This window comes from Kitasatospora sp. NPDC032150, assembly GCF_055579945.1.
On the sequence record NZ_JBVIMH010000034.1, the window covers coordinates 56,487 to 81,896 of the forward strand.

Here is a 25,410-nt window from a genome sequence, read left to right on the forward strand (position 1 = left end):
TCCGGGACGTCTGCGAGGATGGCACCGGACGAGCCAACGGGAGGTGTGGGCACGTGGCCGACAACGGCAATCTACTGGCGGAGCAGCGGCGCGCGCTGATCCTCGACGAGGTCCGGCGGCGCGGCGGCGTCCGGGTCAACGAGCTGACCCGGCAGCTGAACGTCTCCGACATGACGATCCGTCGGGACCTGGACGCGCTGGCCCGGAGCGGCGTGATCGAGAAGGTGCACGGCGGCGCCGTGATGGCCGAGGAGGCCCGCACCCACGAGCCCGGCTTCGAGGCCAAGTCGGTCCTCGAACTCTCCGCCAAGGAGCAGATCGCCCAGGCCGCCGCCGAGTTGGTCACCCCCGGCAGCGCCATCGCGCTCTCCGGCGGCACCACCACCTATGCGCTGGCCCAGCACCTCACCGAGATCGAGCAGTTGACGGTGGTCACCAACTCGGTCCGGGTCGCCGACGTCTTCGACCGGGCACAGCGCACGACCGGTGCCCCGGGCGCCACCGTGGTCCTCACCGGCGGCGTGCGCACCCCCTCGGACGCCCTGGTCGGCCCGATCGCCGACCGGGCCATCCGCTCCCTCCACTTCGACCTGCTCTTCCTCGGCACCCACGGCCTCTCCCCCGAGGCGGGCCTGACCACCCCCAACCTCGCCGAGGCGGAGACCAACCGGAACTTCATCGCCTCCGCCCGCCGCGTCATCGCCGTCGCCGACCACACCAAGTGGGGCATCGTCGGCCTCTCCACCTTCGCCGCCCTCGCCGAGGTCGACACCTGGGTGACGGATTCTGACCTGCCCGCCGAGGCCGCGTCGGTGGCCCGCGAGCACGTACGGGAACTCGTCCTGGCCGGCTGACCGGTCGAGGTACCCGGGGCTGGGCACGGCGTCGATAGCGCGGGCTGGCGGAACGTCTGCGTCCGGTACGCCTGTCGGCGCTTCCCGACGGTGGCGCCGCGTCAGCCCAGCAGGCCGGTGCCGTTGAGGAAGGCTTCCAGTTCGTCCTGGTACGGGGCGATGTCGATGCCATGGCCCGCCAGCCAGTCGTCGGAGTAGTACTTGTCGAGGTAGCGGTCGCCGGGGTCGCAGATCAGGGCGACGACGCTGCCGCGCTGGCCGGAGGCGCGCATTTCGGCGACGATCCGCAGGGCGCTCCACAGGCCGGTACCGGTGGAGGCGCCGGCCTTCTTGCCGAGTTGGTGTTCCAGGACCCGGATGGCGGCGATCGAGGCGGCGTCGGGGACCTTCATCATCCGGTCGATGGCGCCGGGGACGAAGCTGGGTTCCATCCGGGGGCGGCCGATGCCCTCGATCCGGGAGCCGCGATCGCAGGTGGCGGACGGGTCGTGGTTGACCCAGCCCTCGAAGAAGCAGGAGTTCTCCGGGTCGGCGACGCAGATCAGGGTGTCGTGCTGCATGTAGTGGACGTAGCGGGCGATGGTGGCGGAGGTGCCGCCGGTGCCGGCGGTGGCGACGATCCAGGTGGGCTCGGGGTGGGGTTCCAGGCGGAGTTGGGCGAAGATCGACTCGGCGATGTTGTTGTTGCCGCGCCAGTCGGTGGCCCGCTCCGCGTAGGTGAACTGGTCCATGTAGTGGCCGCCGGTCTCCTCGGCGAGCCGGGCCGAGACCTCGTACACCTCGGCCGGGTCGGCGACCAGGTGGCAGGTGCCGCCGTGGAACTCGATCAGGTCGATCTTGGCCTGGCTGGTGGTCTTGGCCATCACCGCGATGAACGGCACACCGATCAGCTTGGCGAAGTACGCCTCCGAGACGGCGGTCGAGCCGCTGGACGCCTCGATCACGGGCTTGCCGGGTCTGATCCAGCCGTTGCACAGGCCGTAGAGGAACAGTGATCTGGCCAGCCGGTGCTTCAGGCTGCCGGTCGGGTGGGTCGACTCGTCCTTCAGGTAGAGGTCGATGCCCCACTCCTCGGGGAGCGGGAAGCGCAGCAGGTGGGTGTCGGCGGAGCGGTTGGCATCGGCCTGCACCTTGCGGACGGCCTCGTTCAGCCAGGCCCGGTACTCCAGGTCGGAACGGTCCACGTCCAGCGTCTCGATGCTCATTGCGCACCCTCTCGGATCGGCGGAAACTCGGCGAAGAGCCTATGAGTACGACCAACCGAGTGTAACAATCGACTACGAAAAGTAATCTTTTTAAGAGTCCCAGCTTCCGCTTATTGGACTTGCCGACGGCGGGCCTGCCGGCCCAGAACGCTTGTGGGTCGGTCCTGGGCCCCGGACACCTTGAGCCTCCCGCCGCGGCGGCCGCCACGCGTCGTACGGGCAGCGGCAGTTGCGCGACTCCCCGGGGCGTAGCGGCACCGGACTGCCTAGCCTGGAGGAGGAGGTGGTGGAGATGCTGACCGATGCCCCCGTCCACGCCGTGATCCCGGCCACCGACCTCGAACGGGCCACCGCGTTCTACCGCGACACCCTGGGCCTGAAGCTCGCGCTGGAGTCCGAGCAGGAGGTCCGGTTCGAGAGCGGCGGCACCGTATTCTCGGTCTACCGGACGCCCAACGGCGGCAAGGCCGGGCACACGCTGGCGAGTTGGCAGGTCGCCGACCTCGACGCGGAGATGGCCGAGCTGCGCTCGCGCGGGGTTGTCTTCGAGGACTACGACCTGCCGGGACTCAAGACGGTCAACGGTGTCGCGGAGGCGGAGGGCATGCGCTGCAGCTGGTTCAAGGACAGCGAAGGCAACGCCCTGTGCCTGGTGGAGGAGCGCACGCGGTAGCCGTGCGATCCGCTGCTTTCCGCTCCGCGCCCGGCGGTCGAGCGTGCGGGAGGCACGCAGCAGCCGACGCGCGCCGGGTCGGTCGTACCGGCCGGTCGCGCCGGTCAGCCGTGTCGGTGGGCCTGGTCCGTGAGGCATGCAGGTGGGCCGAGGCCCTCAAGCAGGTCCTGGCCGACCGAGCCCGTCACCTCGGGAGTGCGGGACTTACGTGGCCGTCTCACAGCCGGACGACCGGACGCCGGGGTAGGCCGGGCATCCGCAGTGGCCCCGGCCGCGCACCGCGCCGACGGACCGGCCGCTCGGGTGCGGGAGCCGCCCCGTCACCGCGGCAGGCTGACCCGGGCGTCCCCTTCGTCTTCGTCGCCGAGCCGATCGGGTCGCCCTACCCGGCTGCACCAGCCGGTACCCGGACCGCCGCGCCGCTGACCCGTATCCGCGGGTCGCCCGGGCGCAGCTCGACCCGCAGGAGGCCGGGGCGGCCGAGGTCGTCGCCCTGGTGCAGGGTCAGCACTGCGGCACCGGACTCCGCGGTCGGGGTCGGCTCGCCGAGCTCCCGCAGGTAGGCGCCGAAGGCGGCGGCCGCGGCACCGGTGGCCGGGTCCTCGACCACGCCGCCGACCGGGAACGGGTCACGGACGTGGAAGGTGTCGGCCGACTCCCGCCAGACCAGCTGGAGGGTCGTCAGGTCGAGCCTGGTCATGAAGGCGGCGAGCCGATCGAAGTCGTAGGCCAGGTCGGCGAGTCGGCGACGGGTCGCGACGGCCAGGACCAGGTGGCGGGCCCCGGCGTAGGCGATCCGCGGCGGCATGGTCTCGTCCAGCTCCTCGCGGCGCCAGCCGAGTGCCGCGAGCGCCTCCGCCACGTCCGCGTCGGCGACCTGCTCGATGTACGGTTCGACGCTCGCCAGGGTGGCCTCTAGGACCCCGCCGGAGCCCGTGGTCACCTCGACCGGGACCGTACCCGCGCGGGTCTCGAACACCACCGGGCCGGGGCCGATCCGCTCGGCCAGCGCCACGGCGGAGGCCACGGTTGCGTGTCCGCAGAACGGCACCTCCGCCTTGGGGCTGAAGTACCGCACGGTGTAGGAACGTTCGGGGCCCGGCGTGAGGAAGGCCGTCTCGGAGTAACCGAGTTCGGCGGCGATTGCGAGCCGGGCGGCATCGTCCAGGCCGGTGGCGTCGAGCACCACGCCGGCGGGGTTGCCGCCGTCGGGGTCGGTGGTGAATGCCGTGTAGCGCAGCACCTCGGCAGAGATCGTCATGCCGATCCCGAACACCGCCCCGGACGGGTTGATTCCCCTGCCGCCACGGCGGAAAGAGCACTTCCGGGGGCGCGCGGCTCTGCCCAAGCGATCATGCGCCCGCGCACACGGTGAAGGGGACAGCGGACCCGCCTCGGAACGCGCTCCCGCCTCAGCCGTTGCGGGTGGCCCACACCTCGACGAAGACACCTCGGTCCACCTCGTCGACCGTGAACCCGGCACCGGCGACGGCGGCGGCGAACTCCTCCGGGCCCCAGACGGTGTACCCGCGCCTGCCGTCCGGCTCGTCGAGCCAGCCGGTGCGGCCGACGGCCTTGAGGCATACGTACGGTCTTCCGCCGGGACGCAGCAGCCGGGCGAACTGGCCGAGGACGTCCACGACTTCGGCCGCGAGGAGGGGACGAGCGATGCGGAGGCCCAGATCCCGTCGAAGGTACCGGCCGGGTGCCGGATGCCGATGTCGCGCAGATCGCCCTCGGTGGTGGGCGCGTGGGCGCCCACCATCGCGACGAACACCGGGTTCAGGTCGATACCGCGGGCGACGTGGGCGATGAACCGGGCCAGGTCGCGGCCCGGGCCGCGGCCGGCGTCGAGGACCAGCGAGGGCACCCCTGCGGCGCGGGACGGTGCGGACGGCCTCGACCTCAGCGGCTCCTATCACCAACGAAAGTGCCAGGTTGCCGCAGCCGTGTCCGGGTCCGGGTCCGTCGTCAAAGCCGGATCCCGGACACCTCCGGCGCTTCCCCGGGATCGTGCTTCCGTTTCACGGGACCGGACTTCGACACCGCCCGCGCGGTCGTCGGGGCCAGGCGGCTGACTTCGACGACGGCGGCTGCGAAGGCTTTCGGCGCCTCCTGGGGAAGGTTGTGTCCGGCGTGGGGAACGACGTGGTGCACCCGGGGTCCGGTGAAGTGCGGTGCCGACGCGGTCCCGTCGGTCCACGGAAGGCTTCCGTCCGCCTTGCCGTCGAGGGTGACGGCGGGGACAGTGATCGGCGGCTGCTTCAGCAATCGCGCCTCCAGCTCGGCGTACCGGGGGTCGCCCGGTGCCGACAGGCGCCGGATGCGATAGCAGTTCAGCACGACGGCGAGGTAGTCCGGGTTCTCGAAGAGCCGGGCCGCACGGTCGAGATCGGCTTCGGTGAACCGCCACTCCGGCGAGTTCCTCTTCCAGACGACCCGCGCGAACTCCTTGGTGTTCTTCGCCAGTCCTGCCGCGCCTCGCTTCGTCAGGAGGAAGTAGTAGTACCAGTGCGCGGATTCGACGTCCGGCGGGTCCGGTCGGTCGATCGCTGAGGGATCGAGGTCCTGGATGAGATAGCTGTTCACCGAGACGAGCCCGGAACAGCGCTCCGGCCACAGCGCAGCGGTGACGCAGGCGCCTCGGCCGCCCCAGTCGTATCCGCCGAGGATGGCGCGCCGGATGCCCAGCGCGTCCATGAACGCGATGACGTCCGCGCCGAGGGCGGCCTGCTGGCCGGATCGGATGGTGTCCCGGTGCCGGAACAGGGTGGGACCGTGGCCGCGCAGGTACGGCACGTAGCAGCGGAAACCCCGGCGGGCCAGCTCGGGCACGACCTCCTGGTAGGCGTACGGGCTGTAGGGCCAGCCGTGGCCGAGGACGACCGGCCTGCCGTCGGCCGGCCCCGCCTGGTGGTAGGCGATGTCGAGCAGGTCGGTGCGCACGCGGCGGACCGGCCCGAGCCCGGTGGCCGGCTTCGCGGCGTCGGCTCCGGCCTGCTCGGCGGTAGCGGCGGTAGCGGCGGCACCGGCCGTACCGTCCGTACCGGCCGTGGTCCGATCTGCCGTGCCCGGGCCTGCCGAACCTGGCTTCCCACCGCTGGCGGGAGCATCGGCGGCCGCCGCCGAGAGACCCCCGGCGGTGACCGATGCCGCGCCTATGGTGAGCACCTTGGAGAAGCTCCTCCTGTTGATCATCTGGGATCCGTCCTGCCGAAGGGCGACCTCGAGCGCACCGAGACGGCGCGGGGAAGCGCGGCTTACCGGGATCGCGGGCCGACGGGCCGCAGCGGGACCGGCAGACGACATGCTAGGACCAGCGGACCCCGTCCACCACGTGGGGTGCGCTGCCGGTGACGGAGCGCGACAGCAGGCGCGCACGCCCGGCCTCTGTGCCCCGCGCGCTCCCCCGCCCACCCCGCCCATGCCCGCGGCCTCGGCTCCGCCCTGCCGAACCGTTCGCTCCGCACCACGCTCCCGGAGAAGCGGAGAGCGTAAAACAGGGAGAGGATCCCTGAGCGTTCGCCCGCCGCCCGCCGCGCGTAGGGCGGCGGCGGGCGGCGCGTCAGGCCGTGGCCACCGCCTGCGGGTCATGCAGGTAGGGCTCCCAGGCGAGTTCGGCCGCGCCGACGAGTCCGGCGTGGGTGACCTCGGCGGCCACGATCGGCACCCGCCCGCTGCGGCCCCACAGGCAGCGGTCCGCGACCACCGAGGCCAGGCGTTCCGGGGCGGCGGCGAGCAGGTCACGGTGCAGTCCGCTGAGCACGATGCGGTCGGGGTTGAGGATGTTGACCATCCCGGCCAGCCCCAGGCCGAGGCGGTCCACCACGCGTTCGACGGCGGCCAGTGCCTCGGGGTCCTCGGCGGCGGACCGGGCCAGTTCGCGGGCCTGGTCGAACAGCGGGCGGTCCGGGTCCGGGGTGCGGCCGGCGGCGGCGAGCAGGGCGTCCGGATCGGTCTCCGCGTTCAGGCAGCCACGGTTGCCGCACTGGCACGGACGGCCCAGCGGATCGACCGTCAGATGGCCGACCTCGAGCGCCAGTCCGGCACTGCCGGTGTGCAGCCGGCCGTCGATGACCAGCGCTCCGCCGACACCCCGGTGGCCCGAGGTGACCAGCAGCAGATGCCGTGCGCCGCGTCCGGCGCCATGCCGGTGCTCGGCGAGCGCGGCCAGGTTGGCGTCGTTGGCGACGGCGCTCGGGAACGGGCGCGGGACGCCGGGACCTAGCTCGGCCTTGCGGACCTCCTCGGCGAACAGGTCCGCGACGGGGGTGCCGCTCGGCCAGGCGAAGTGCAGTGCGGCCAACGCGGTGCCGTCCGGTTCGGTCACCGGGTTGGGCAGCGCGAGCGCCGCGCCCAGGCAGCGGTGGCTGGACGCGCGGGCCAGCCCGGCACCCACGGTGGTGACCGCGCGCAGCAGCCGTACCGGGTCGGTCGAGGAGGGCAGCGGCAGGTGGACCGGCGGCTCGAGTCGGCCGCCGAGCCCGGCCAGTGCCACGCTCAGGCCGTCCGCGTGGATCTGTGCGGCGATCACCACCGGACCCGCCGGGTCGATGGCCAGTCGGTGCGAGGGGCGTCCACGTCCGCCGCCGGCCGGGCTGGAGTCGACGGTGATCAGGCCGAGCGCCTCCAGTTCGCCGCTCACCGCGCCCGCGGTGGCCCGGGTCACGTCCAGCGCGCTGGTGAGCGCGGATCGGGTGGGCGCCCGGCCGGTGTGGATCAGCGCGAGCGCCGGCCCGAGCAGCGTACGGCCACGGTCCGGCACACTCCGGCGCGTGTCCGCGACTCCCTGGCGGCGCCTGCCCGAAGCTCCCGACCGTCGCACAGCGCCGGAGGAGGCCTGGGGGTCACCGGCCGGATACTGACTTGTTGGTGTGTGCGGCACCCCTCTATTCTGACTTTGTGTCGCCCCTAAACAAAACCAGCGCCCGTTCAGAAGCCCACGATCCCCCGTTCGGCCGACCTGGCACCGCACCGGGCCCCGGCACCGCCCCCAGCCGCTCCTGGTCCCCCGCCCGGATCGCCCTCACCGCGTTCTTCGCCGTCGACGGCTTCCTGTTCGCCGCCTGGGTGGTGCGGATCCCCGACATCAGGGCCCAGGTCAGCGCATCGCACAGCGCACTCGGCCTGGCCCTGCTCTGCATCTCCGCCGGAGCGGTCGCCACCATGCCCCTGATCGGCCGACTCTGCGTCAGATCCGGCAGCCGCCCGACCACCGTCGGCGCACTGGTCGCGCTCAGCCTCGCCGTACTGCTGCCCGCGCACATGCACTCGGTGCTCGGGCTCGGTCTGGTCCTGTTCCTGTTCGGTGCGGCCTACGGCGCCGCGAACGTCAGCATGAACAGCGCGGCCGTCGACCTCGTCGCCGAGCTCGACCGCCCCGTGATGCCCAGCTTCCACGCCGGCTACAGCCTCGGCGGACTGCTCGGGGCGGGGGTCGGCGGCCTGCTCGCCGGCCGGCTCAGCACGGCCTGGGCCCTCGGTCTCAGCGGACTGCTCGGTCTGCTGGTCACCGCCCTGGCCGGCACGGCTCTGCTGCGCAGCCCGGCCTCGGTCAGGCGCCCCGTGCCCAGGACGGCCGGCCCCGACTCGACGGGTCCCGCCCCCGCGGCCAACCCGCCTGGTCCCAGGGCTGGCTCGGCCACCGGGAGCCGCAGCGCGATACCCACGCGCGCCACCGGGATGCTGGTCCTGCTGCTCGGGCTGGTCGCCCTGTGCGACGCGTACGGAGAGGGCTCGCTCGCCGACTGGGCGACCCTGCACCTGACCGACGACGTCAGGGCGAGCGCCGGACTGGCCGCGACCGGCTTCGCCGCCTACGCCTTCGCGATGACCGCCGGGCGGATCGCGGGCACCTGGCTCTCCGTCCGGCTCGGCCAGACCAGGGTGGTGCTGTGCGGCGGACTCACCGCCGGTACCGGGATGCTGATCGCCGCCCTCGCCCCGAACGTGCCCGTGGCACTCGCCGGGTTCGTCCTGATCGGACTCGGCCTGTCCAACATCTTCCCCCTCGCCATCGCGCAGGCGGGTGCCATCGGGGGCCCGCGGGGCGTCGCCACCGCCTCCACCCTCGGCTACGCGGGCATGCTGATCGGCCCGCCGGTGATCGGCTTCCTTGCCGACGCGACCAGCCTGCCGATCGCCCTCACCACTGTCGCCGCCACCTCGGCGCTCGCCGGTCTCCTCGCGGTCGCCGTCCGTGCCCGGCGTACCCGCGAACGCACCGCGCTCGCCTAGGACTTGGGGAGGCACCACCCTCAACTGGCACGAGAAGCCCACCAACGCGTGCCGGGCATGCCTCGGAGCGCGACGGGAGGTTCGTCCCGGACTGGCCTGCTCCCGCTCCTGCTCCTGCTCCTGCTCCTGCTCCTGCTCCTGCTCCTGCCGCGAGCCGAGCATCCGGCCGGACGCGGAGACCGGACGGGGCTGTGAGAGGCTCAGTAGCGAACACGGCGGTGCAGCGGCGTCGGAGCACTGGATGCTCAAACACCGCAGCACCACAGCACCGCAGCACCACAGCTCGGGCACCCCGGAGCTCGGGAGCACGACCTGCGAGGACGGGACGATCGATGACGGTTGAGGTACTGCGGGCCGAAGGACGGGCCGCGACGCCGTGGCTGAACGGCGGCGGGGTGACCCGCGAGCTCGCCGGATTCCCGGCGGGCGCCGGGCTGACCGAGTTCGCCTGGCGGGTGAGCCTCGCGGACGTGGCACAGGGCGGCCCGTTCTCCCGCTTCGAGGGCGTGGACCGGGTGATCACGGTGGTCGAGGGCGCCGGTATGGCCCTGACGGTGGACGGTACCGAGCACCGCATCGCGCAGCCGTACCGTCCGTTCGTCTTCTCGGGCGAGGCGGAGACCGGGTGCCGTCTGCTCGACGGACCGGTGGTCGACTTCAACGTCATGACCCGGCGCGGACACGCGACCGCCGAGGTGGAGATCACCGACGGCCGACGGGAGCTGAGGGTGCCGCCGACCGCCGTCGTCCTGCTGGTCTGCCTCGCCGGGACCGCCGAACTCGAGACCGCCGACGTCCGGTTGGGCCGGTACGACGCCGCCCTGCTGGAGCGGGGCGAGGAACTGCTGCGGGTGGACGGCGTGGTGGCGGTGGTGACGCTCCACCGGGCAGGCTGAGCGGGCGAGCGAGCGCTCGGGGCTCCCACCCGGTCGCCTAGCGGCTCGCCGCCAGCGCGGTCTGCGCTTGTCGGCGCCGGCGGCACACCGGTACGCCGGTTGGTGCCGCCGTACGGGGGCCGGCCCGCACCGGAACCCGCACCGGAGCTCGCCCCGGGCAGGTCCACGGCCGTCCCCACCCGAAGCCGTGCCGACACGGGCGCGTCCGGCACCTCCACCCCGACTGGCAGCGGCATTCCGGCCATCCGGCCCGTCGCATCGGCGGTCCGGTCCTCGGCCCGTCACAGCGGCGAGCCGGCCAGGATGGGTTCGCTCACCCGACCCGCTGCCGGGCGTACGGGGCCCGCAGGTGTCAGCTCTGTTCGCCGGTGCTCTCGCCGGGCAGGCGCAGGTCCCAGCCGACCAGGGCCCGGAGCTGTTCGGGGGTGATGCCGTCCGGGATCGGGTTGGGCGGTTCGTGGCGCAGTGGCGGCTGCCAGCCGTCGGCGTCGGTCCAGTTGCGCACCACCTTGGCCGGAGCGCCCGCGACCACGCTGAAGTCGGGGACCTCGCCCCGGACCACGGAGCCGGCCGCGACCACCACGTTGCGGCCGATCCGCGCGCCGGGCAGGATCACCGCCCCCGTGCCTATCCAGCTGCCGGAGCCGATCTCGACCGGCTCGTTGCGCGGCCACTGCTTGCCGATCGGCACCTCGGTGTCGTGGTAGGAGTGCGCGGTGTCGGTGATGTAGACGTACGGGCCGGTCCAGACGTCGTCGCCGAGCACGATCGACTGGTGGCCGACGATGTGGCTGCCGCGTCCGATCACGCAGCCGCCGCCGATCCGCACGATCGGGTCGGGGCCGAGGTCCAGACCGGGCAGGAACCCGGCCGAGATGGTCACGCGTTCGCCGATGATCGAGAACGGGCCGATGGTGATCCACTGTTCGTTGAACACGGCGCCGAGCGGGAACGCCAGCTTGGTGCCGTCACCGAGTTCCCGGAACCGGTACGGGCCCGGGTTGTCATTGGAGACCGCGCCCACGCCCTGCACCCACTTCCACCCCCGGTGCACCAGCCGGCCGGCCACGCGGCTGCCTCTGGAGCGGGCGGCGTTCAGGAACGTACGGACATTCGACATGTACCCAACGCTAGCCCGCCGGTGCCGCGCCCTGAACGGCGGAGGGACCAAGATCACAGGACTCGGACGGCCGGCCGCCGGGAGGCCACGCCACCGGGGGTACGAGGAGCCGGGCGGCCCGGAGAGCCGAGGCCCCGGTCGCGCGCCCCTCGCGCCCCCGGTTCCGGGCGCGTGGCTACCGCAGGGCTACTGGGCCCAGCGGGCGGGCCGGCGCTCCAGGAAGGAGCGCATGCCCTCCTGGGCCTCGGGGGAGCCGAACAGCCGCGCGGACCGGGCGACCCGCTCGTCCGCGTCACGCTCGAAGGAGGCCACCACATCGGCGTTGGTCAGCCGCTTGGACTCGGCGAGGCCCTGCGGCGAGCCCAGCCGGATGGCGTCCAGCACGGTCTTCAGCGCGGCCTCCGGATCCTCCACCGCCTCGGTGACCAGCCCGATCCGGGCGGCCTCGGCGGCCTGGAAGACCTCACCGGTCAGGTAGTAGCGGGAGGCGGCGCGCGAGTCCAGCTTGGGGCGCAGCGGGAGGGAGATCACCGCGGGCGCGAGACCGAGCCGGACCTCGGTGAAGGCGAAGCTGGAGAGCGGTCCGGCGATGGCGATGTCGGCTGCACCGAGCAGGCCGAGACCGCCGGCCCTGGCGGCGCCGTTGACCACGGCGATCACCGGCTTCGGGCAGTCGATGACGGCCCGTTGGATGTCCACCAGGCCGCGCGGCCCCACCGTGGGATCGGCACCGGTCGCCTCGGAGAGGTCCGCGCCCGCGCAGAACACCTTGCCGGTGTGGCCGAGCACCACCGCCCGGACCGCCGGGTCGGCGGCCGCGTCCGCGAGGCCCTTGGCGAGTTCGGCCATCAGCCGTGTGGAGAGGGCGTTGCGGTTGTGCGGGGAGTCGAGTTCCAGGGTGGTGACGGCATCGGCGGTGCTGATGCGGACGAGCGGCACTTCGGGGTTCATCGCGGCTGGGCCTGCTTTCCGGCTGAGGGGTGGTCGGACGGCGTGCGGTCGGCTCGTACGCGCACCCGGACCCCGCGGAACGGCCGGTGTGCGCGCCTTGGCGGACGGCCGGTGGCTGCGGCCGCCCGGAACGAGACTCTGGCACGAGCACCCGCCCCGGAACCAGAGCTCCCGGCAAATCCGCTGGCCCGCGCCGCTGCCGGTGCGGCAGCATCCTTCCCCATGAGCACCGGAAGCCTGTTCCTCCTCGCCCCCAGGATCAACGAGACCGGCCTGCAGCTGCTGACCGCGGCCCGCCGGCGCGGGCTGCGTGCGCACACCGCCCGCAGCTGGCGGGTGCCCGAGGAACTGGCGGGCCTGCGCCCGGCGTACCTTTACGGCGGCCCGCTGTTCGCCGACGCGGTCGCCCGGGAGCTGGGCATCGCCGCGCTGGACGCCCCGACCGACTGGCTCACCGCCCTGCCCCGGGAGCTGACCCGGCGCCGGGTCGAGTGCACCACGCTCGCCCTGGCCCGGCAGATCCGCCGTTCGGCGTTCTTCAAGCCCCCGGTGGACAAGCTCTTCCCGGCCCGGATCCACCCGGACGGCAGTCGGCTGCCCGGACCGGACGCCCTGGACGACGACACCCTCGTCCTGGTCAGCGACGTGGTGACGTTCCGCCAGGAGTACCGGCTGTTCGTCCTGGACGGCGCGGTGCGGACGGCGAGCCGCTACGCGACCGACGGCGACCTGGACGTACGGCCGCTGGCCGAGGATCCGCTGCGGCGGGAGGTGGAGGCGTTCGCCGCCGAGGTGCTGGCGGTCTGCGCGGAGGGGCTGCCGAGCGCGGTGGTGGTCGACATCGGCCTGCTCGCGGACGGGCGTTGGGCGGTGGTCGAGGCCAACCCGGCCTGGGCGAGCGGTGGTTACGGCTGCGACCCGGAGCACGTCCTGGACGTCGTCCTCCGCGCGGCCGGCCCCGACACCGCCGTCCTCGACCGCGACCGTCCGTACCTCCGTGACCTCCCCGCGGTCGTCCGTTAGCAGTGCGAGGGAGGACGCCGACCACGCCACGACGGCCGTCCGCGGACGGGGAAGCCCTCAACTGCCCTGGTGCGCGCCCCTACCGGCCTTCCGGCGCTGTGCCCAGCGCACCGTCGGCGTCATCGCCAGCCCGCTGCTCGCGAAGATCGCGGCGAGCAGGGCCCACCCGACCGGCCCGTGGGCGATCACCACGGCGGTGATCAGGGCCGGGCCGAGCATCTGGGCGGCGGCCATACCGGTGCCGAAGACGCCCTGGTACGCACCGTGGGCGCCCTCGCCCGCGAGGTCGTAGCTCAGCGCCCAGCCGGCGGCCTGGGAGAATATCTCACCGAGGGCCTGGAGTCCGACGCCGGCGACCACCAGCAGTGCGGCGGCCCAGGCGGGGACACCACCGGCCAGGGCCAGCACCAGGCAGGAGGCGGCGACCAGTAGACCGCCCCGGCCGAAGATCCGGCCGGCCGCCTCGGGCTGTTCGGTGCCCTTGGTGGCCCGGAGTTGGAGAGCGACGACCACCGAGGTGTTGACGATCATGGAGCCGGCGACCATCACCCGCGGCGCATGGGTGTGCGAGACGATCCACAGCGGCACGCCGACCTCGAGCATCGCGAACTGCAGCCCGAGCAGCGCGTTGAGCCCGGTCACCGCGAGGAAGGGCACATTGCGCAGCGCGGGGTTGCGGTCCTTGCCTCCTACGGCGGAGGGTCCTTCGGTGTCGGCGGTCCTGGCCCGGGCTGGCACCGGGATCAGCGCGAAGAGCACCGCGACCAGTACGAAGGAGAGCGCGTCGCCGAGGAAGGCGAGTACGTACGCAGTCCTGGTGTCGGCCTGCAGGGCGAGCGCGGCGACGGCCGTACCGGCACCGATCCCGACGTTGGTGACCACCCGCAGGTAGGCCCGGCCGGCCACCCGGCGCTCGGCGGGCAGGACTTCGGCGTAGAGGGCGTTGCGGACGGCGGCGGACCCTCGGTCCACCGCCGTGACCAGGCAGGAGAGCAGCAGGAACGCGACGTAGTCGTGGACCAGAACGTATCCGACGGTCCCGACAGCGTCGATGGCGACCAGGGTGACCAGTACCGGCTTGCTCCCCCAGCGGTCGGCGGCCCGCCCGGCCGGGATGCCGGCCAGCACTCCGCACAGTCCGGCGGCGGTGAGCGCGGTACCGACCTGAGCTGCACCGAAGCCGAGGAGCCGGGTGAAGAACAGGACGCCGATGTCGACGTCGTGGTCGGCCCGCTGGTGGCCGCGCGCAGCGGTCCGGAGCAGCGCCGGGCGGGCGGGCCGGAGATCCCGGCCCGTCCGCCCGGGCAGAACTCAGCGGGCGGCGAAGGACGCCAGCTTGCGCGCCGCCCGGTGGTCGCGCACCACCCGGGCGAAGGTGGTGTGCCCCTGGGTGGTCCGGGCGAAGGCCCGCCAGGCCGGGTCGATCAGGCATACCGCCGCGTGGAACAGGTGCGGCCGCCGCTCGAAGGCGTTCAGCATCACCTTCCCGGCCCGCATCTCCACCCCGAGGCCCGCCTTGATGGCGAAGGCGTAGTTGAGCGTCTGGCGCCGCACCGCGGTCATGCCGTCCGCCTCCGCGACCTTGACCGCCCACTCGCCTGCCAGCCGGCCCGAGCGCAGCGCGTACGAGATGCCCTCGCGGGTCCACGGCTCCAGCAGCCCGGCCGCGTCGCCCGCGACCAGCACCCGGCCACGGGACAGCGGCGAGTCCTCGGCCCGGCACCGGGTCAAGTGCCCCGACTCGATGCTCGGGGTGAACCCGGCCAGGCCCAACTGCCGGATGTACTCGGCCAGATACTGCTTGGTGGCCTCGCCGTCGCCGCGCGCCGAGATGACGCCGACGGTCAGCGTGCCCGAGTCGGTCTTCGGGAAGACCCAGCCGTACGAACCGGGCAGCGGGCCCCAGTCCAGGTGGATCTTTCCGGCCCAGAACTCCGAGACCGACTCCGGCACCGGGATCTCGGCCTCCAGGCCCAGGTCGATCTGGTCGAAGGTGACCCCGACGTGCCGGCCGATCCGGCTGGCGCTGCCATCGGCGCCGACCACCGCGCGGGCCTCGATCCGCCTCCCGTCGGCGGTGGTGACGAACGCGGTGCGCGCGTCCTCGTCCTGGTCCACGCCGCTGACCGTGACCCCGGTGACCAGCACCGCGCCGGCCTGCTCGGCGGCCTGCACCAGACGCAGGTCGAACTCGTCCCGGTTGACCAGGCCGAACAGCATCCGCTTCGAGCGGCGGGTCCGGGTGAACCGGCCGCCGAGCGAGAACGTGACGGCGTGGATCCGGTCCTGCAGCGGCAGCTTGAAGTCGGGCGGCAGGCTGTCCCTGGACGGACCGATGATGCCGCCGCCGCAGGTCTTGTAGCGCGGGTGCTCGGCCTTGTCGAGCAGCAGTACCCGGCGGCCCTGCGCGGCCGCGGCGTGCGCGGCGGAGGACCCGGCCGGCCCTGCGCCGACCACCACCACGTCCCACACGCCACCCAGCGGATCGGGCTCGGCGGGGCTGTCGTTGCGGGCCTGGTCGTGAGAGGTACCGGAGTCAGTCACAGGCATCAATCCTAGTCTGCGCACCGGACTCGCCGAGCCATCAGGTCATGCCCCGTGAGCTGCCCCGCCAGGTCCGACCTATGATCGAAAGTCCCCCTGGACACCAGTCCCCCGAACGTCCCTCGGAGAAGTCGATGAACCAGCAGCCCCTGGCGGCGGCCGTCCGTTCCCTGATGCCGCGTGCCAAGGCCGACCTCGCCGAGCTGGTGGCCTTCCGCTCGGTCGCCGACCCGCGCCAGTTCCCGGTGGAGGAGTGCGAGCGGGCGGCCCGCTGGGTCGCCGACGCCTTCGCCGCCGAGGGCCTGACGGGTGTTCGCCTGCTCGACACCCCGGACGGCACCCAGTCCGTCTACGCCGAGCTGCCCGGCCCCGAGGGCGCACCGACCGTCCTGCTCTACTCGCACTACGACGTGCAGCCGCCGCTGGACGAAGCCGCCTGGCGGAGCCCCGCCTTCGAGCTGACCGAGCGCGACGGCCGCTGGTACGGTCGCGGCGCGGCGGACTGCAAGGGCAACATCCTGATGCACCTGACCGCGCTGCGCGCCCTGCGCGAGGTGCACGGCGGCTTCCCGGTCGGCCTGAAGGTGATCGTCGAGGGATCGGAGGAGCAGGGCACCGGCGGTCTGGAGCGCTACGCCGAGCAGCACCCGGAGCTGCTGGCCGCCGACGTCATCGTGATCGGCGACACCGGCAACTTCGCCCCCGGCCTGCCGACCGTCACCGCCTCGCTGCGCGGGATGACCGTGGTCGAGATCGCCGTCGAGACGCTGCCCGGCAACCTGCACTCGGGCGCCTTCGGCGGTGCCGCGCCGGACGCCCTGCAGGCGCTGATCCGGGTGCTGTCGACGCTGCACGACGAGAACGGTGACGTCACGGTGGCCGGGCTGCGGTCCGACCAGACCTGGACCGGCGTGGCATACCCCGAGGAGCAGTTCCGGGCCGACGCCAGGGTGCTGGACGGCGTCTCGCTGACCGGCACCGGCACGGTCGCGGACCGGCTCTGGGCCCGGCCCTCGGTGACGGTCCTCGGGATCGACGCTCCCGGGGTGGTCGGCGCGACCTCCTCCGTGCAGGCCACCGCCAAGGCCAGCGTCAGCCTGCGGATCCCGCCGGGCATGGACCTGCGGCAAGCCCAGGACGCCCTGGTCGCCCACCTGGAGGAGGCGGTCCCGTTCGGTGCCCGCGCCACGGTGAGCCGGATCAGCGGTGGTGAGGCGTTCAGCGCCGACATGACGGGCGCGGCGTACGAGGCGATGGGCGCGGCGATGCGCGAGGCCTTCGGCGTCGACATGGTCGCCTCCGGCGAGGGTGGCTCGATCCCGCTGTGCAACACGTTGCGCACCCTCTACCCGCAGGCCGAGATCATCCTGATCGGCGTCGAGGACCCGACCACCCAGATCCACGCGGTCAACGAGAGCGTGGACCCGCTGGAGCTGGAGCGGATGGCCCTCACCGAGGCGCTGTTCCTGCGCAACTACGCCGACGGCTCGGCCTCGTAGCCACCGCGGCCGGCCGGTGCACCGGAGCGCTCTCCTCCGCACCGGCCGGCTCCGCCGCCGCACCGGTGCGGCCGTCACGAGATCGGCGACGCCACCCAGGGCTCCACACTCGACGGCTGACCGGCTGACCGGCTGACCGGCTGACCGGCTGACCGGCTGACCGGCTGACCACGACTATCGAACTCCTCGATGCCCACTGCCAGTTGGCCGGTCACCCGCGCTGCGCAGGCCGGTTCAACAGCCGTACCGCCAGCGCGTGGGCCGACGCCCCGACCACGAGTCCGGCACCCGCGCCGAAGCAGCACTCGTCGAGCCGGGAGGCCCCGCGGCGGCGCAGCAGCCGGTGTGCCGCACCGACCGCCGCACCGAGTCCGAGCGCGGCCACTCCGGCCGCCTGCGGGGTGGCCGGCCGGGATGGCTCCGGCACCCGTCCCGGCCCTCGTTCGGCCGCCAGCAGCGCGATCGTGTACCGGGCGAGTCCGGCGAGCCCGAGGGCCGAACCGCCGTACTGCAGCACCTGGTAGACCGGCACCCCGGCGACCCGCCGCGCCAGCACCGGGAACGTCCGAACCCCGGCCCGCCCCTGGTGCGTGAACTCGTCCCACCCGACGTGCGTCGCCGCACCGAGCGCCGCCGAAACCGCGAACCACCCGAGCGCCCGGCGCCCGCCTCCCGTGGTGACCGCCCGGGCGGCCGCCGCCCAGCGGGCGGGGAGCAGCGCCAGCTCCGGCTCCCGCAGCAGGCACTGCCAGCCCGCCGCCAGCCCGCCCGCGAGGACCACGTCGACCGTCGGCACTGCCCACCACCGGTGTGTGAGTGTCCCGAGCCCGTACGCCCCGCGCACCGCCGATTCCGCGTAGAACGGCACGTCCGGCGCCAGCGCCCCGGTGACCAGTCCCAGTGCCACCAGTGGCCCGCGCCCCCGTCCGCCGCGCAGCAGCGGCAGCACCGCGACGGGATGGCTCAAGGTGAACGGCACGAACCCATCCTGCCCGGTCGGCTGCGTCACGGTGGGCAGCCACGCGCCCTCGAGCGGTGCGCGCCGCTGCTCGGCGAACCGGCGTGCGCGGCCCATGGGTACCGGGGCCGTGCCGAGCAATCAGCGTTTGACACGCCGGTCGCGACGGCGAGCGCGGGGGCATGGGGGCTCATGGCACAGGCGCGTACGCCAGCCACACTCCGGGCGGTCCGCGTACGCGCTGCCGGCGTCGGGACGTGGTGTCCACCGCCGGTCCGGCCGCCGCGCGCCTCCGGTCAACTCCCGCTGCTCGGCGGCGGATTCACCTGGCCGCCGCCCCCGCCGCGGCCGGACGTCCCGCCTCCAGGTAGCGCAGCTCGCCCCGTTCGCGCGCGTCGAGCGCGGCCGCCAGCCTGCGCAGCCGCCCGGGCGTGAGCAGTCCGGCCGCCTCGTCCAGGGTGACGAAGCGCCAGCCGCGCAGCTCCTCCGGCGGCAGGCGCAGTGTCGCGCGGGCGGCCGCGTCCAGCCGCCCGCCGTCGTAGACCAGGCGCAGTCCGCCCCGGCGCGGACCGGTGCGCGGCTCCCAGTCGACGGCGAGCAGGCGCAGCGCGGGCGCTTCCAGGCGCAGGCCGAGCTCCTCGGCGGTCTCGCGCAGCGCGGCGTCGGTGGGGGCCTCCCCGCGTTCGACGACCCCTCCGGGGAACTCCCAGGCGGGCTTGTAGACGGGGTCGACCAGCAGCACCCGGTCCTGTTCGTCGAAGAGCAGGACCGCGGCCGCCACCGTGTCCCCGGTGGTGTCGACGCTCTGCACGATGGGACAGCGCGCGACGCCGTCCTTGACCAGCTCGGCCAGTATCTCGGCGGTCTCGCGCGGCGTCAGCCCGCCGGTGTCGATCAGCCGGGCGTCACGACTGAGCCAGCGTCTGGCGGCCCGGTACTGCGGCAGGTGCTCGCGGCACCAGGTACGCACCCTGGCGCTGGCCTCGGGGTCGCCCGGGCACTCCTCCCGTTCGTCGATCCGCCTTTGCAGGATCGTTTCCGCAGGATCCAGTACGAAGTGGTGCACGGCCAGTCCACGGGCGGCGAGTGCTCCGAATATCTCGTCCCGGTAGTCCTCCCTGAGCAGAGTCATCGGCACCACCAACGGGCCCTCGACCTCGCTCAGCAGGGCCGCCGCGACCTCGGGTACCAGACTCCGCCAGGAGGTCAGGTCCTGGTAGTCGGCGACGGTGGCCATCCGGTCCACCGGAAGCATCCGGCGCAGCCCCGCCCCGACCAGTTCCGGGTCGTACAGCACGCTCCCGGGCAATAACTCCACCAGCTCGCGGCAGGCGCTCGTCTTGCCCGCCCCGAATGTGCCATTGACCCAGACGATCACAGCGTCCCCTGCCTTCGGCGCCGCCCGATGCCGGACGCACCGGGCGGCGCGGTTCGGATGTTCCTGGCTTCGCGCCAATCGTGGTGGTACCCGCGCCGGGGCCCCGGCCATACCTGGCCCGCCGCCGCACCGTCATTTCCCGGCCGCCCGGCACATGTCCGCCGCTCCCCCGGCCCCGGCGGACGCCCGGGCGGCGTCACGGGAGCGTGGGAGCAGCGCGAGCCCCCCGAGCAGAGGCTCGGCCGCGCGGCCGACCTGCACCGCCCGCGGGGTCCGCTTCGCCGCCCGCCGAGGGGAGGGAGTCCGGCAGGACCTCAGAGCCGTTCGAGCAGCTGCTTCTTCAGCACCTTGCCCATCGCGTTGCGCGGCAGCTCCTCCACCAGCACCACCCGCCGGGGCCGCTTGTGCACCGACAGCCGCTCGGCGACGAAGGAGATCAGCCGGTCACCCGTCACCGCGCCGTCCGCGATCACGAAGGCGACGACGGCCTGGCCGAGGTCCTCGTCGGGCGCGCCGACCACCGCCGCGTCCGCGACGGCCGGATGGTCCCGCAGGGCGGCCTCGACCTCACCCGCGCCGATCCGGTAACCGCCGCTCTTGATCAGATCGACCGAGGCGCGGCCGACGATCCGGTGGAAGCCGTCCGGGGCGATCACCGCTACGTCTCCGGTGCGGAACCAGCCGTCCTCCGTCCAAGCCTCGGCGGAGGCGTCGGGCCGGTTCAGGTACCCGGCGAACAGCGTCGGACCGGCCAGCTGCAGCTCGCCCACCGTCTCGCCGTCGTGCGGGACGGGCGAGCCGTCCTCGCCGACCAGCCGGGTACGCACCCCTTCGAGCGGCAGCCCGACGCTGCCCGGCCGTCGTTCGCCGTCGGCCCTGGTGCTGACGGTGATCAGGGTCTCGGTCATCCCGTACCGCTCGATCGGGGCCCGGCCGCTGAGGGCCGCCAGCCGTTCGAAGACCGGCACCGGCAGCGGCGCGCTGCCGGAGACCAGCAGCCGTGCCCCGCCCAGCGCCCGCGCCGCGGACTCGTCGGCGGCCACCCGGCCCCAGACCGTCGGCACCCCGAAGTACAGGCTGCCGCGAGCTGCGGCGTACGCCCCGGGCGTGGGACGGCCGGTGTGCACCAGCTTGCTCCCGGTCCGCAGTGCGCCGAGCACACCGAGGACCAGTCCATGTACATGGAACAGCGGCAGACCGTGCACCAGGGTGTCCTCGGCGGTCCACTGCCAGGCCTCGGCCAGCGCGTCCAGGTCGGCGGCGACAGCCGACCGCGGGATCAGCGCTCCCTTGGGCGCGCCGGTAGTACCCGAGGTGTACAACACGAAGGCCGTACGCTCCGGCGCGGGTTCGGGGTACGCGCCCCCGGCGCCGCCGGAGCGCTGCGCCCGCTCCGCACGCGCCGTCAGCTCGACCGGCAGCACCTCGATCCCGGCCCCCGCCCCTCCCACCGGCAGCTCGTCTCCCGGCCGGACGGCCAGCAGGGTCGCACCCGAGTCCCGCAGGATGTGCTCCCGTTCCGTGGGTCCGGAGTCGGGCGGCAGCGGCACCACGGGTACGCCCGCCAGCAGGCCGCCCACCACAGCCGTGACCGTCTCGGCGGTCGGCCGGGCGAGCACCGCCAACGCCGGCGCGCCGGCGATCCTGTCGGCCACCGCCGTCGCGGCGGTCAACAACCGCTCGCGTGACATCGCGTACCCGTCGATCCGCAGCGCATCGGCGGCGTCGCCGTACCCGCCCTCAAGTGCCGTCAGCAGTCCCATGCCCCGGACTCTACGCCGCCCCGCAACGCCATGATCGGGGAGCCCCGCGACGCCGGAGGGCGCGGCCCCCGGAGTCCCGGGTGGCCGCGCCCTCCGGCAGCCGCACTAGGTTCGCACCACGACCTGGCGGACCGTCAGCCCTTGCGGGCCTTGACCTCGGCGGTCAGCTGCGGCAGGACGGTGAACAGGTCACCGACCACGCCGTAGTCGACCAGCTCGAAGATCGGCGCTTCCTCGTCCTTGTTGATCGCGACGATGGTCTTCGAGGTCTGCATGCCGGCGCGGTGCTGGATCGCGCCGGAGATGCCCGCCGCGATGTACAGCTGCGGCGAGACCTGCTTGCCGGTCTGGCCGACCTGGTTGCTGTGCGGGTACCAGCCTGCGTCGACGGCGGCACGCGAGGCACCGACGGCGGCACCGAGCGAGTCGGCCAGCTCCTCGACCACGCCGAAGCCCTCGGCGGCACCGACACCACGGCCACCGGAGACCACGATCGCGGCCTCGGTCAGCTCCGGGCGGCCCGAGGAGACCCGCGGGGTGCGGGAGACGACCTTGGCGGCCTTGCCGGTGAACTCGACGGTGACGTTCTCGACGGCGCCGGCGGCCGGGGCGGTCTCGGGGGCGACGGCGTTCGGCTTGACGGTGATGACCGGGGTGCCGTGCGACACCTTGGACTTCACCTGGAACGAGGCGGCGAACACCGACTGGGTCGCGACCGGACCGCCGTCACCGGCCTCCAGGTCGACGGCGTCGGTGATGATGCCGGACTCCAGACGCAGCGCCACGCGGGCCGCGACCTCCTTGCCCTCACCGGAGGAGGTGACCAGCACCGCGGCCGCACCGGCGGCCTTGGCGATCTGGGTCAGCGCGTCCACCTTGGGGACGACCAGCTGGTCGGCGAACTCGGCGCCGTCGGCGACGTACACCTTGGCCGCGCCGAACTCGCCCGCCTTGGCGGCGATGTCGGCGGCGGCGGAACCGGCACCCAGGACGACCGCCGAGGGCTCGCCGATCCGGCGGGCCAGGGTCAGCAGCTCGAGGGCCGGCTTGCGGACCACACCGTCGGCGTGGTCGACGAGGACGAGAATCTCACCCATCGCTCAATGTCTCCTGTATCTCCGAACTGCCCGCCACTCCAGTGTGGGCAGTCACCACGTCAATGGGTCAGATGGATCAGATGAACTTCTGCTCGGCGAGGAAGGCGGCGAGCTGCTTGCCGCCCTCACCCTCGTCCTTGACCACGGTGCCGGCGGTGCGGGCCGGGCGGGCCGTGATGGTCTCCACGGCCGTCCAGGCGCCGGCCAGGCCGACCTCGTCCGCCTCGACACCCAGGTCGTCCAGGTCGTACTCCTGAACCGGCTTCTTCTTGGCGGCCATGATGCCCTTGAAGGACGGGTAGCGCGCCTCGCCCGACTGGTCGGTGACCGAGATCACGGCGGGCAGCTCGGCCTCGAGCTGCTCGGTGGCGGCGTCGCCGTCGCGGCGGCCCTTGACGGTGTTGCCCTCGAGCGAGACCTCGGAGAGCAGGGTGACCTGCGGCAGGCCCAGGCGCTCGGCCAGCAGGGCCGGCAGGACACCCATGGTGCCGTCGGTGGAGGCCATGCCGCACACGACCAGGTCGTACCCGGTCTTCTCCAGCGCCTTGGCGATGATCGCCGAGGTGCCGATCACGTCGGTGCCGTGGATGTCCTCGTCGTTGACGTGGACGGCCTTGTCGGCACCCATCGAGAGCGCCTTGCGCAGGGCGTCCTTGGCGTCGTCCGGGCCGACGGTCAGGACGGTCACCTCGGCGTCGCCGTGGGCTTCGGCGAGCTTGAGCGCCTGCTCCACACCGTACTCGTCCAGCTCCGAAAGCAGGCCGTCGACGGCCTCCCGGTCGGTGGTGGTGTCGTCCGCGAAGCGACGGTCACCGGTCGCGTCGGGCACGTACTTCACACAGACAACGATCCTCAAGCTCACGGCCTGTCTCCTGTACTGGTCTCGTCCGGCGGCTGCGGCTGTGCAAGTGGGCTATAGAGACACTCCAGTGCCCACTCCGGGCAGCGGTCATAGCTGTGCCCGTCCGGAACTTCCTGGCAGCATACTCGCCAGTAGCTTAGCCGTCACTACTGGCCAGTAGCTTAGCGCTGCCGGCGCCCGGCCGAGCGTCCCGGACCCCTCGAAGCACGCTGGCCAGAGGAGGTGCGGGACGGCTGCACTGCCGTCTGCGCCCATCCTGCCTCAGGGTGGGCCATACTCCACCTGACTGCGCAGCAGATCCACTGTGAGATTGAACGGTCTTGACAAGATTCACCTTGCCGGACGGTCCGCCTGCGGCACCTCCGGGTCGCCCGGCGGAGCGACCCCGAAGCACCGCCGGATCGGCCTCGCAGCGCGCCTGCGGCCCGGCCTCACAACGCGACCGCGGCCCGGCTGCGCACAGCCTTGCAACGCGTCGGCCACCCGGCTCTGCAAGGCCCTGCAACGCGTCGGCCTCGCGAAGCCCTCGGACGCGCCCGCCACCGGGCCCGGCGAGGCCCCGGACAGCTCCTCAGATCGCCGCGCCCAGCGCCACGATCACGTCCGCACGGCGGGGCTGGCCGGACGCCCGGCGCACCACCCTGCCGTCCGCGTCCAGCACCAGGACGGTCGGGGTGCGCCGGATCTCCAGCCGTCGCACCAGCTCCAGGCGCTCCTCAGCGTCGATCTCCACGTGCGCGACCCCCGCCACCATCCCCGCGACCTCCGCCAGCACCCGCCGGGTCGCCCGGCAGGGCTGGCAGAACGCCGTCGAGAACTGCACCAGCGTCGCCCGCTCGCCCGGTTCCTGGCCCAGCTCGTCCGCGGACAGCCGTACCACCGCGTCCTTCGTCCGTCCCTGCAGCACCTTCAGCCCTTCCGTCCCACCCGGCCCATCGCGGCCCGCAGCCGCCCGCCAGTACGTGCACCGCACCGCCTGCCCGGTCATCGCCCCAGTGTGCGCCACCGGTGTTCTCACAGGTCGAGTGCCCCTGGATGGCGTCGACGACCACCCACAGCCAGGCTGCGGCGGTCGCCCTGCCCGCACCGGGACGCCGCTCGCCGTACAGGCTGTGCCGTACCACAGCTCGCTCCACCCGAGGAGGAACCTGCCCGTCGGCCCGGATGCGCGGCCCGGGACGCCCTGGAGTGCGGCATTCGTCACCTCCGGACGTGCTCAGATGACAGAGGGCACCCCTTCGGGGGATTATCTCCGTGTATCACCCGTGGCCGCCGCGGCGTGCCGCCCCTTCCGTCGGCCACCACCCACGCCCCGGGTACCACCTGACCGGGCGGTAGGCCCGTGGGAAGTAGGGCTGACCATGGCAGAGTTCGTGTACCCGCCAGTGATCGGAACGGCGCTCACCGTCTTCAGGGCACTCGACCTGCGGATCAGAATCGACGGCGCCGAGCACGTCCCCTCCGAAGGCGGCGCGGTCCTGGTGAGCAATCACATCAGCTACCTGGACTTTCTCTTCGCCGGCATGGGTGCCTATCGGGGCGGCAAGCGCAAGACCCGCTTCATGGCCAAGGACGACGTCTTCCGCCACCGCATCTCCGGTCCGCTGATGCGCGGAATGAAGCACATCCCGGTGGACCGCACGGACGGCCAGCCCGCGTACGAAGCGGCCGTCAAGGCCCTGAAGCAGGGTGAAGTCGTCGGGGTGTTCCCCGAGGCCACCATCAGCCGCTCCTTCATGCTGAAGAAGTTCAAGACCGGTGCTGCCCGGATGGCCGCGGACGCCGACGCTCCGCTGCTCCCGGTGGTGCTCTGGGGTACCCAGCAGCTCTGGACCAAGGGCCGCCCGAAGACGCTGACGAAGCGTCACGTTCCGGTCACCATCATGATCGGCGAGCCCATCGAGCTCACCCCCCAGGACAAGCCGGTCATGGTCACCCGCCGTCTGCGGAGCGCCATGTCCGAGATGCTCGACCGCGCCCAGCGCGAGTACCCCGGCGAGCCGGCCGGCCCCGACGACACCTGGTGGCTCCCCGCCCACCTCGGCGGAACCGCACCCACCCTGGAGGTCGCCGAGGCCGAGGACGAGGCCGAAGCCGAGCGGCGCGCCCAGCGCTGACCTTCCGTCTTCTGCTACCGACCACTTCGGTCGGGTCCTCACGGACACTCCTGCGGGGCCGGGACTCCTTCGGTGAGTCCCGGCCCCGCTTCTCTGTCCGCGCTCTCCGGGCCTCTCCCTCTTGTATTCATGCCTTGTCCGGAAATGCGGAAAGCCCCTCCCGGTATCCCCGGGAGGGGCTTTCACTAAAAATTGTTCGGCGGCGTCCTACTCTCCCACAGGGTCCCCCCTGC

The 25,410-nt window shown here is 73.1% G+C and carries 22 protein-coding genes; 7 read left to right on the forward strand and 15 right to left on the reverse strand.

Annotation, left to right across the window (positions count from 1 at the left end):
* Nucleotides 1-53: 53 nt before the first annotated feature.
* Entirely contained in the window at nucleotides 54-854 is an 801-nt protein-coding gene (locus ACZ5ON_RS29485; protein WP_465599085.1) for a DeoR/GlpR family DNA-binding transcription regulator, read from the forward strand.
* Nucleotides 855-955: 101 nt separating this feature from the next.
* On the opposite strand, the gene ACZ5ON_RS29490 is transcribed toward ACZ5ON_RS29485, so the two are convergent.
* The gene (locus ACZ5ON_RS29490) at nucleotides 956-2,059 is read right to left on the reverse strand and encodes a PLP-dependent cysteine synthase family protein (RefSeq protein WP_465599087.1); all 1,104 of its coding nucleotides are present in this window, start codon (nucleotides 2,057-2,059) and stop codon (nucleotides 956-958) included.
* A 292-nt stretch (nucleotides 2,060-2,351) separates the two neighbouring features.
* Here ACZ5ON_RS29490 and ACZ5ON_RS29495 point away from each other — a divergent pair, with 292 nt between their 5' ends.
* Nucleotides 2,352-2,732: a VOC family protein gene (locus tag ACZ5ON_RS29495; protein ID WP_465599125.1), complete on the forward strand. Its 381-nt coding sequence runs from the start codon at nucleotides 2,352-2,354 to the stop codon at nucleotides 2,730-2,732.
* A gap of 382 nt (nucleotides 2,733-3,114) precedes the next feature.
* Here ACZ5ON_RS29495 and ACZ5ON_RS29500 read toward each other — a convergent pair whose 3' ends face one another.
* The 4 genes from ACZ5ON_RS29500 to ACZ5ON_RS29515 form a co-directional block, all read right to left on the reverse strand.
* Complete coding sequence (locus tag ACZ5ON_RS29500) at nucleotides 3,115-3,993, reverse strand: PhzF family phenazine biosynthesis protein (RefSeq protein WP_465599089.1); 879 nt, start codon at nucleotides 3,991-3,993, stop codon at nucleotides 3,115-3,117.
* A 151-nt stretch (nucleotides 3,994-4,144) separates the two neighbouring features.
* Nucleotides 4,145-4,372, reverse strand: a complete 228-nt coding sequence (locus ACZ5ON_RS29505; protein ID WP_465599091.1) for a hypothetical protein — start codon at nucleotides 4,370-4,372, stop codon at nucleotides 4,145-4,147.
* 331 nt (nucleotides 4,373-4,703) lie between these two features.
* Complete coding sequence (locus tag ACZ5ON_RS29510) at nucleotides 4,704-5,930, reverse strand: alpha/beta fold hydrolase (RefSeq protein WP_465599093.1); 1,227 nt, start codon at nucleotides 5,928-5,930, stop codon at nucleotides 4,704-4,706.
* Nucleotides 5,931-6,297: 367 nt separating this feature from the next.
* Nucleotides 6,298-7,497, reverse strand: a complete 1,200-nt coding sequence (locus tag ACZ5ON_RS29515) for an ROK family protein (RefSeq protein WP_465599095.1) — start codon at nucleotides 7,495-7,497, stop codon at nucleotides 6,298-6,300.
* A gap of 137 nt (nucleotides 7,498-7,634) precedes the next feature.
* Between ACZ5ON_RS29515 and ACZ5ON_RS29520 the strand changes: the two genes are divergently transcribed.
* Nucleotides 7,635-8,969: an MFS transporter gene (locus ACZ5ON_RS29520; protein WP_465599097.1), complete on the forward strand. Its 1,335-nt coding sequence runs from the start codon at nucleotides 7,635-7,637 to the stop codon at nucleotides 8,967-8,969.
* Between the two features lie 332 nt (nucleotides 8,970-9,301).
* Nucleotides 9,302-9,865: a HutD/Ves family protein gene (locus ACZ5ON_RS29525; protein ID WP_465599099.1), complete on the forward strand. Its 564-nt coding sequence runs from the start codon at nucleotides 9,302-9,304 to the stop codon at nucleotides 9,863-9,865.
* A gap of 352 nt (nucleotides 9,866-10,217) precedes the next feature.
* Here ACZ5ON_RS29525 and ACZ5ON_RS29530 read toward each other — a convergent pair whose 3' ends face one another.
* Together ACZ5ON_RS29530 and ACZ5ON_RS29535 are read right to left on the reverse strand one after the other, a co-directional pair.
* Entirely contained in the window at nucleotides 10,218-10,985 is a 768-nt protein-coding gene (locus ACZ5ON_RS29530) for an acyltransferase (RefSeq protein WP_465599101.1), read from the reverse strand.
* A gap of 186 nt (nucleotides 10,986-11,171) precedes the next feature.
* Nucleotides 11,172-11,936 (reverse strand): enoyl-CoA hydratase family protein, encoded by a 765-nt coding sequence (locus tag ACZ5ON_RS29535; RefSeq protein WP_465599103.1) that lies wholly within the window; start codon nucleotides 11,934-11,936, stop codon nucleotides 11,172-11,174.
* Nucleotides 11,937-12,158: 222 nt separating this feature from the next.
* On the opposite strand from ACZ5ON_RS29535, the gene ACZ5ON_RS29540 reads away from it, so the two are divergent.
* Nucleotides 12,159-12,959 carry an ATP-grasp domain-containing protein gene (locus ACZ5ON_RS29540; protein ID WP_465599105.1) on the forward strand — a complete coding sequence of 267 codons (801 nt, stop codon included), beginning with the start codon at nucleotides 12,159-12,161 and terminating at the stop codon, nucleotides 12,957-12,959.
* 57 nt (nucleotides 12,960-13,016) lie between these two features.
* On the opposite strand, the gene ACZ5ON_RS29545 is transcribed toward ACZ5ON_RS29540, so the two are convergent.
* Nucleotides 13,017-14,267: an MFS transporter gene (locus tag ACZ5ON_RS29545; protein ID WP_465599127.1), complete on the reverse strand. Its 1,251-nt coding sequence runs from the start codon at nucleotides 14,265-14,267 to the stop codon at nucleotides 13,017-13,019.
* Between the two features lie 3 nt (nucleotides 14,268-14,270).
* Nucleotides 14,271-15,509, reverse strand: a complete 1,239-nt coding sequence (locus tag ACZ5ON_RS29550) for a geranylgeranyl reductase family protein (RefSeq protein ID WP_465599107.1) — start codon at nucleotides 15,507-15,509, stop codon at nucleotides 14,271-14,273.
* Nucleotides 15,510-15,637: 128 nt separating this feature from the next.
* On the opposite strand from ACZ5ON_RS29550, the gene ACZ5ON_RS29555 reads away from it, so the two are divergent.
* Complete coding sequence (locus tag ACZ5ON_RS29555) at nucleotides 15,638-17,002, forward strand: M20/M25/M40 family metallo-hydrolase (protein WP_465599109.1); 1,365 nt, start codon at nucleotides 15,638-15,640, stop codon at nucleotides 17,000-17,002.
* A 211-nt stretch (nucleotides 17,003-17,213) separates the two neighbouring features.
* On the opposite strand, the gene ACZ5ON_RS29560 is transcribed toward ACZ5ON_RS29555, so the two are convergent.
* The 6 genes from ACZ5ON_RS29560 to ACZ5ON_RS29585 form a co-directional block, all read right to left on the reverse strand.
* Nucleotides 17,214-17,981: a DUF4184 family protein gene (locus ACZ5ON_RS29560; RefSeq protein ID WP_465599111.1), complete on the reverse strand. Its 768-nt coding sequence runs from the start codon at nucleotides 17,979-17,981 to the stop codon at nucleotides 17,214-17,216.
* A 301-nt stretch (nucleotides 17,982-18,282) separates the two neighbouring features.
* The gene (locus ACZ5ON_RS29565) at nucleotides 18,283-19,338 is read right to left on the reverse strand and encodes an NUDIX hydrolase (RefSeq protein ID WP_465599113.1); all 1,056 of its coding nucleotides are present in this window, start codon (nucleotides 19,336-19,338) and stop codon (nucleotides 18,283-18,285) included.
* Nucleotides 19,339-19,652: 314 nt separating this feature from the next.
* Complete coding sequence (locus ACZ5ON_RS29570; protein ID WP_465599115.1) at nucleotides 19,653-21,101, reverse strand: acyl-CoA synthetase; 1,449 nt, start codon at nucleotides 21,099-21,101, stop codon at nucleotides 19,653-19,655.
* Between the two features lie 134 nt (nucleotides 21,102-21,235).
* Entirely contained in the window at nucleotides 21,236-22,198 is a 963-nt protein-coding gene (locus tag ACZ5ON_RS29575; protein ID WP_465599117.1) for an electron transfer flavoprotein subunit alpha/FixB family protein, read from the reverse strand.
* Nucleotides 22,199-22,274: 76 nt separating this feature from the next.
* Entirely contained in the window at nucleotides 22,275-23,060 is a 786-nt protein-coding gene (locus ACZ5ON_RS29580; protein WP_465599119.1) for an electron transfer flavoprotein subunit beta/FixA family protein, read from the reverse strand.
* Nucleotides 23,061-23,631: 571 nt separating this feature from the next.
* On the reverse strand, nucleotides 23,632-24,048 hold the full coding sequence (locus ACZ5ON_RS29585) for a thioredoxin family protein (protein ID WP_465599121.1): 417 nt from the start codon (nucleotides 24,046-24,048) through the stop codon (nucleotides 23,632-23,634).
* A 373-nt stretch (nucleotides 24,049-24,421) separates the two neighbouring features.
* Between ACZ5ON_RS29585 and ACZ5ON_RS29590 the strand changes: the two genes are divergently transcribed.
* Nucleotides 24,422-25,177 (forward strand): lysophospholipid acyltransferase family protein, encoded by a 756-nt coding sequence (locus tag ACZ5ON_RS29590; RefSeq protein ID WP_465599123.1) that lies wholly within the window; start codon nucleotides 24,422-24,424, stop codon nucleotides 25,175-25,177.
* The last annotated feature ends 233 nt before the right edge of the window (nucleotides 25,178-25,410 follow it).

Bases quoted from the DNA above. Each gene is read 5' to 3' on its own strand.
- ACZ5ON_RS29490 (WP_465599087.1), bottom strand. From the start codon at position 2,059: ATGAGCATCGAGACGCTGGACGTGGACCGTTCCGACCTGGAGTACCGG.
- ACZ5ON_RS29495 (WP_465599125.1), top strand. From the start codon at position 2,352: ATGCTGACCGATGCCCCCGTCCACGCCGTGATCCCGGCCACCGACCTC.
- ACZ5ON_RS29500 (WP_465599089.1), bottom strand. From the start codon at position 3,993: ATGACGATCTCTGCCGAGGTGCTGCGCTACACGGCATTCACCACCGAC.
- ACZ5ON_RS29510 (WP_465599093.1), bottom strand. From the start codon at position 5,930: ATGATCAACAGGAGGAGCTTCTCCAAGGTGCTCACCATAGGCGCGGCA.
- ACZ5ON_RS29525 (WP_465599099.1), top strand. From the start codon at position 9,302: ATGACGGTTGAGGTACTGCGGGCCGAAGGACGGGCCGCGACGCCGTGG.
- ACZ5ON_RS29530 (WP_465599101.1), bottom strand. From the start codon at position 10,985: ATGTCGAATGTCCGTACGTTCCTGAACGCCGCCCGCTCCAGAGGCAGC.
- ACZ5ON_RS29535 (WP_465599103.1), bottom strand. From the start codon at position 11,936: ATGAACCCCGAAGTGCCGCTCGTCCGCATCAGCACCGCCGATGCCGTC.
- ACZ5ON_RS29540 (WP_465599105.1), top strand. From the start codon at position 12,159: ATGAGCACCGGAAGCCTGTTCCTCCTCGCCCCCAGGATCAACGAGACC.
- ACZ5ON_RS29550 (WP_465599107.1), bottom strand. From the start codon at position 15,509: ATGCCTGTGACTGACTCCGGTACCTCTCACGACCAGGCCCGCAACGAC.
- ACZ5ON_RS29555 (WP_465599109.1), top strand. From the start codon at position 15,638: ATGAACCAGCAGCCCCTGGCGGCGGCCGTCCGTTCCCTGATGCCGCGT.
- ACZ5ON_RS29570 (WP_465599115.1), bottom strand. From the start codon at position 21,101: ATGGGACTGCTGACGGCACTTGAGGGCGGGTACGGCGACGCCGCCGAT.
- ACZ5ON_RS29575 (WP_465599117.1), bottom strand. From the start codon at position 22,198: ATGGGTGAGATTCTCGTCCTCGTCGACCACGCCGACGGTGTGGTCCGC.
- ACZ5ON_RS29585 (WP_465599121.1), bottom strand. From the start codon at position 24,048: ATGACCGGGCAGGCGGTGCGGTGCACGTACTGGCGGGCGGCTGCGGGC.
- ACZ5ON_RS29590 (WP_465599123.1), top strand. From the start codon at position 24,422: ATGGCAGAGTTCGTGTACCCGCCAGTGATCGGAACGGCGCTCACCGTC.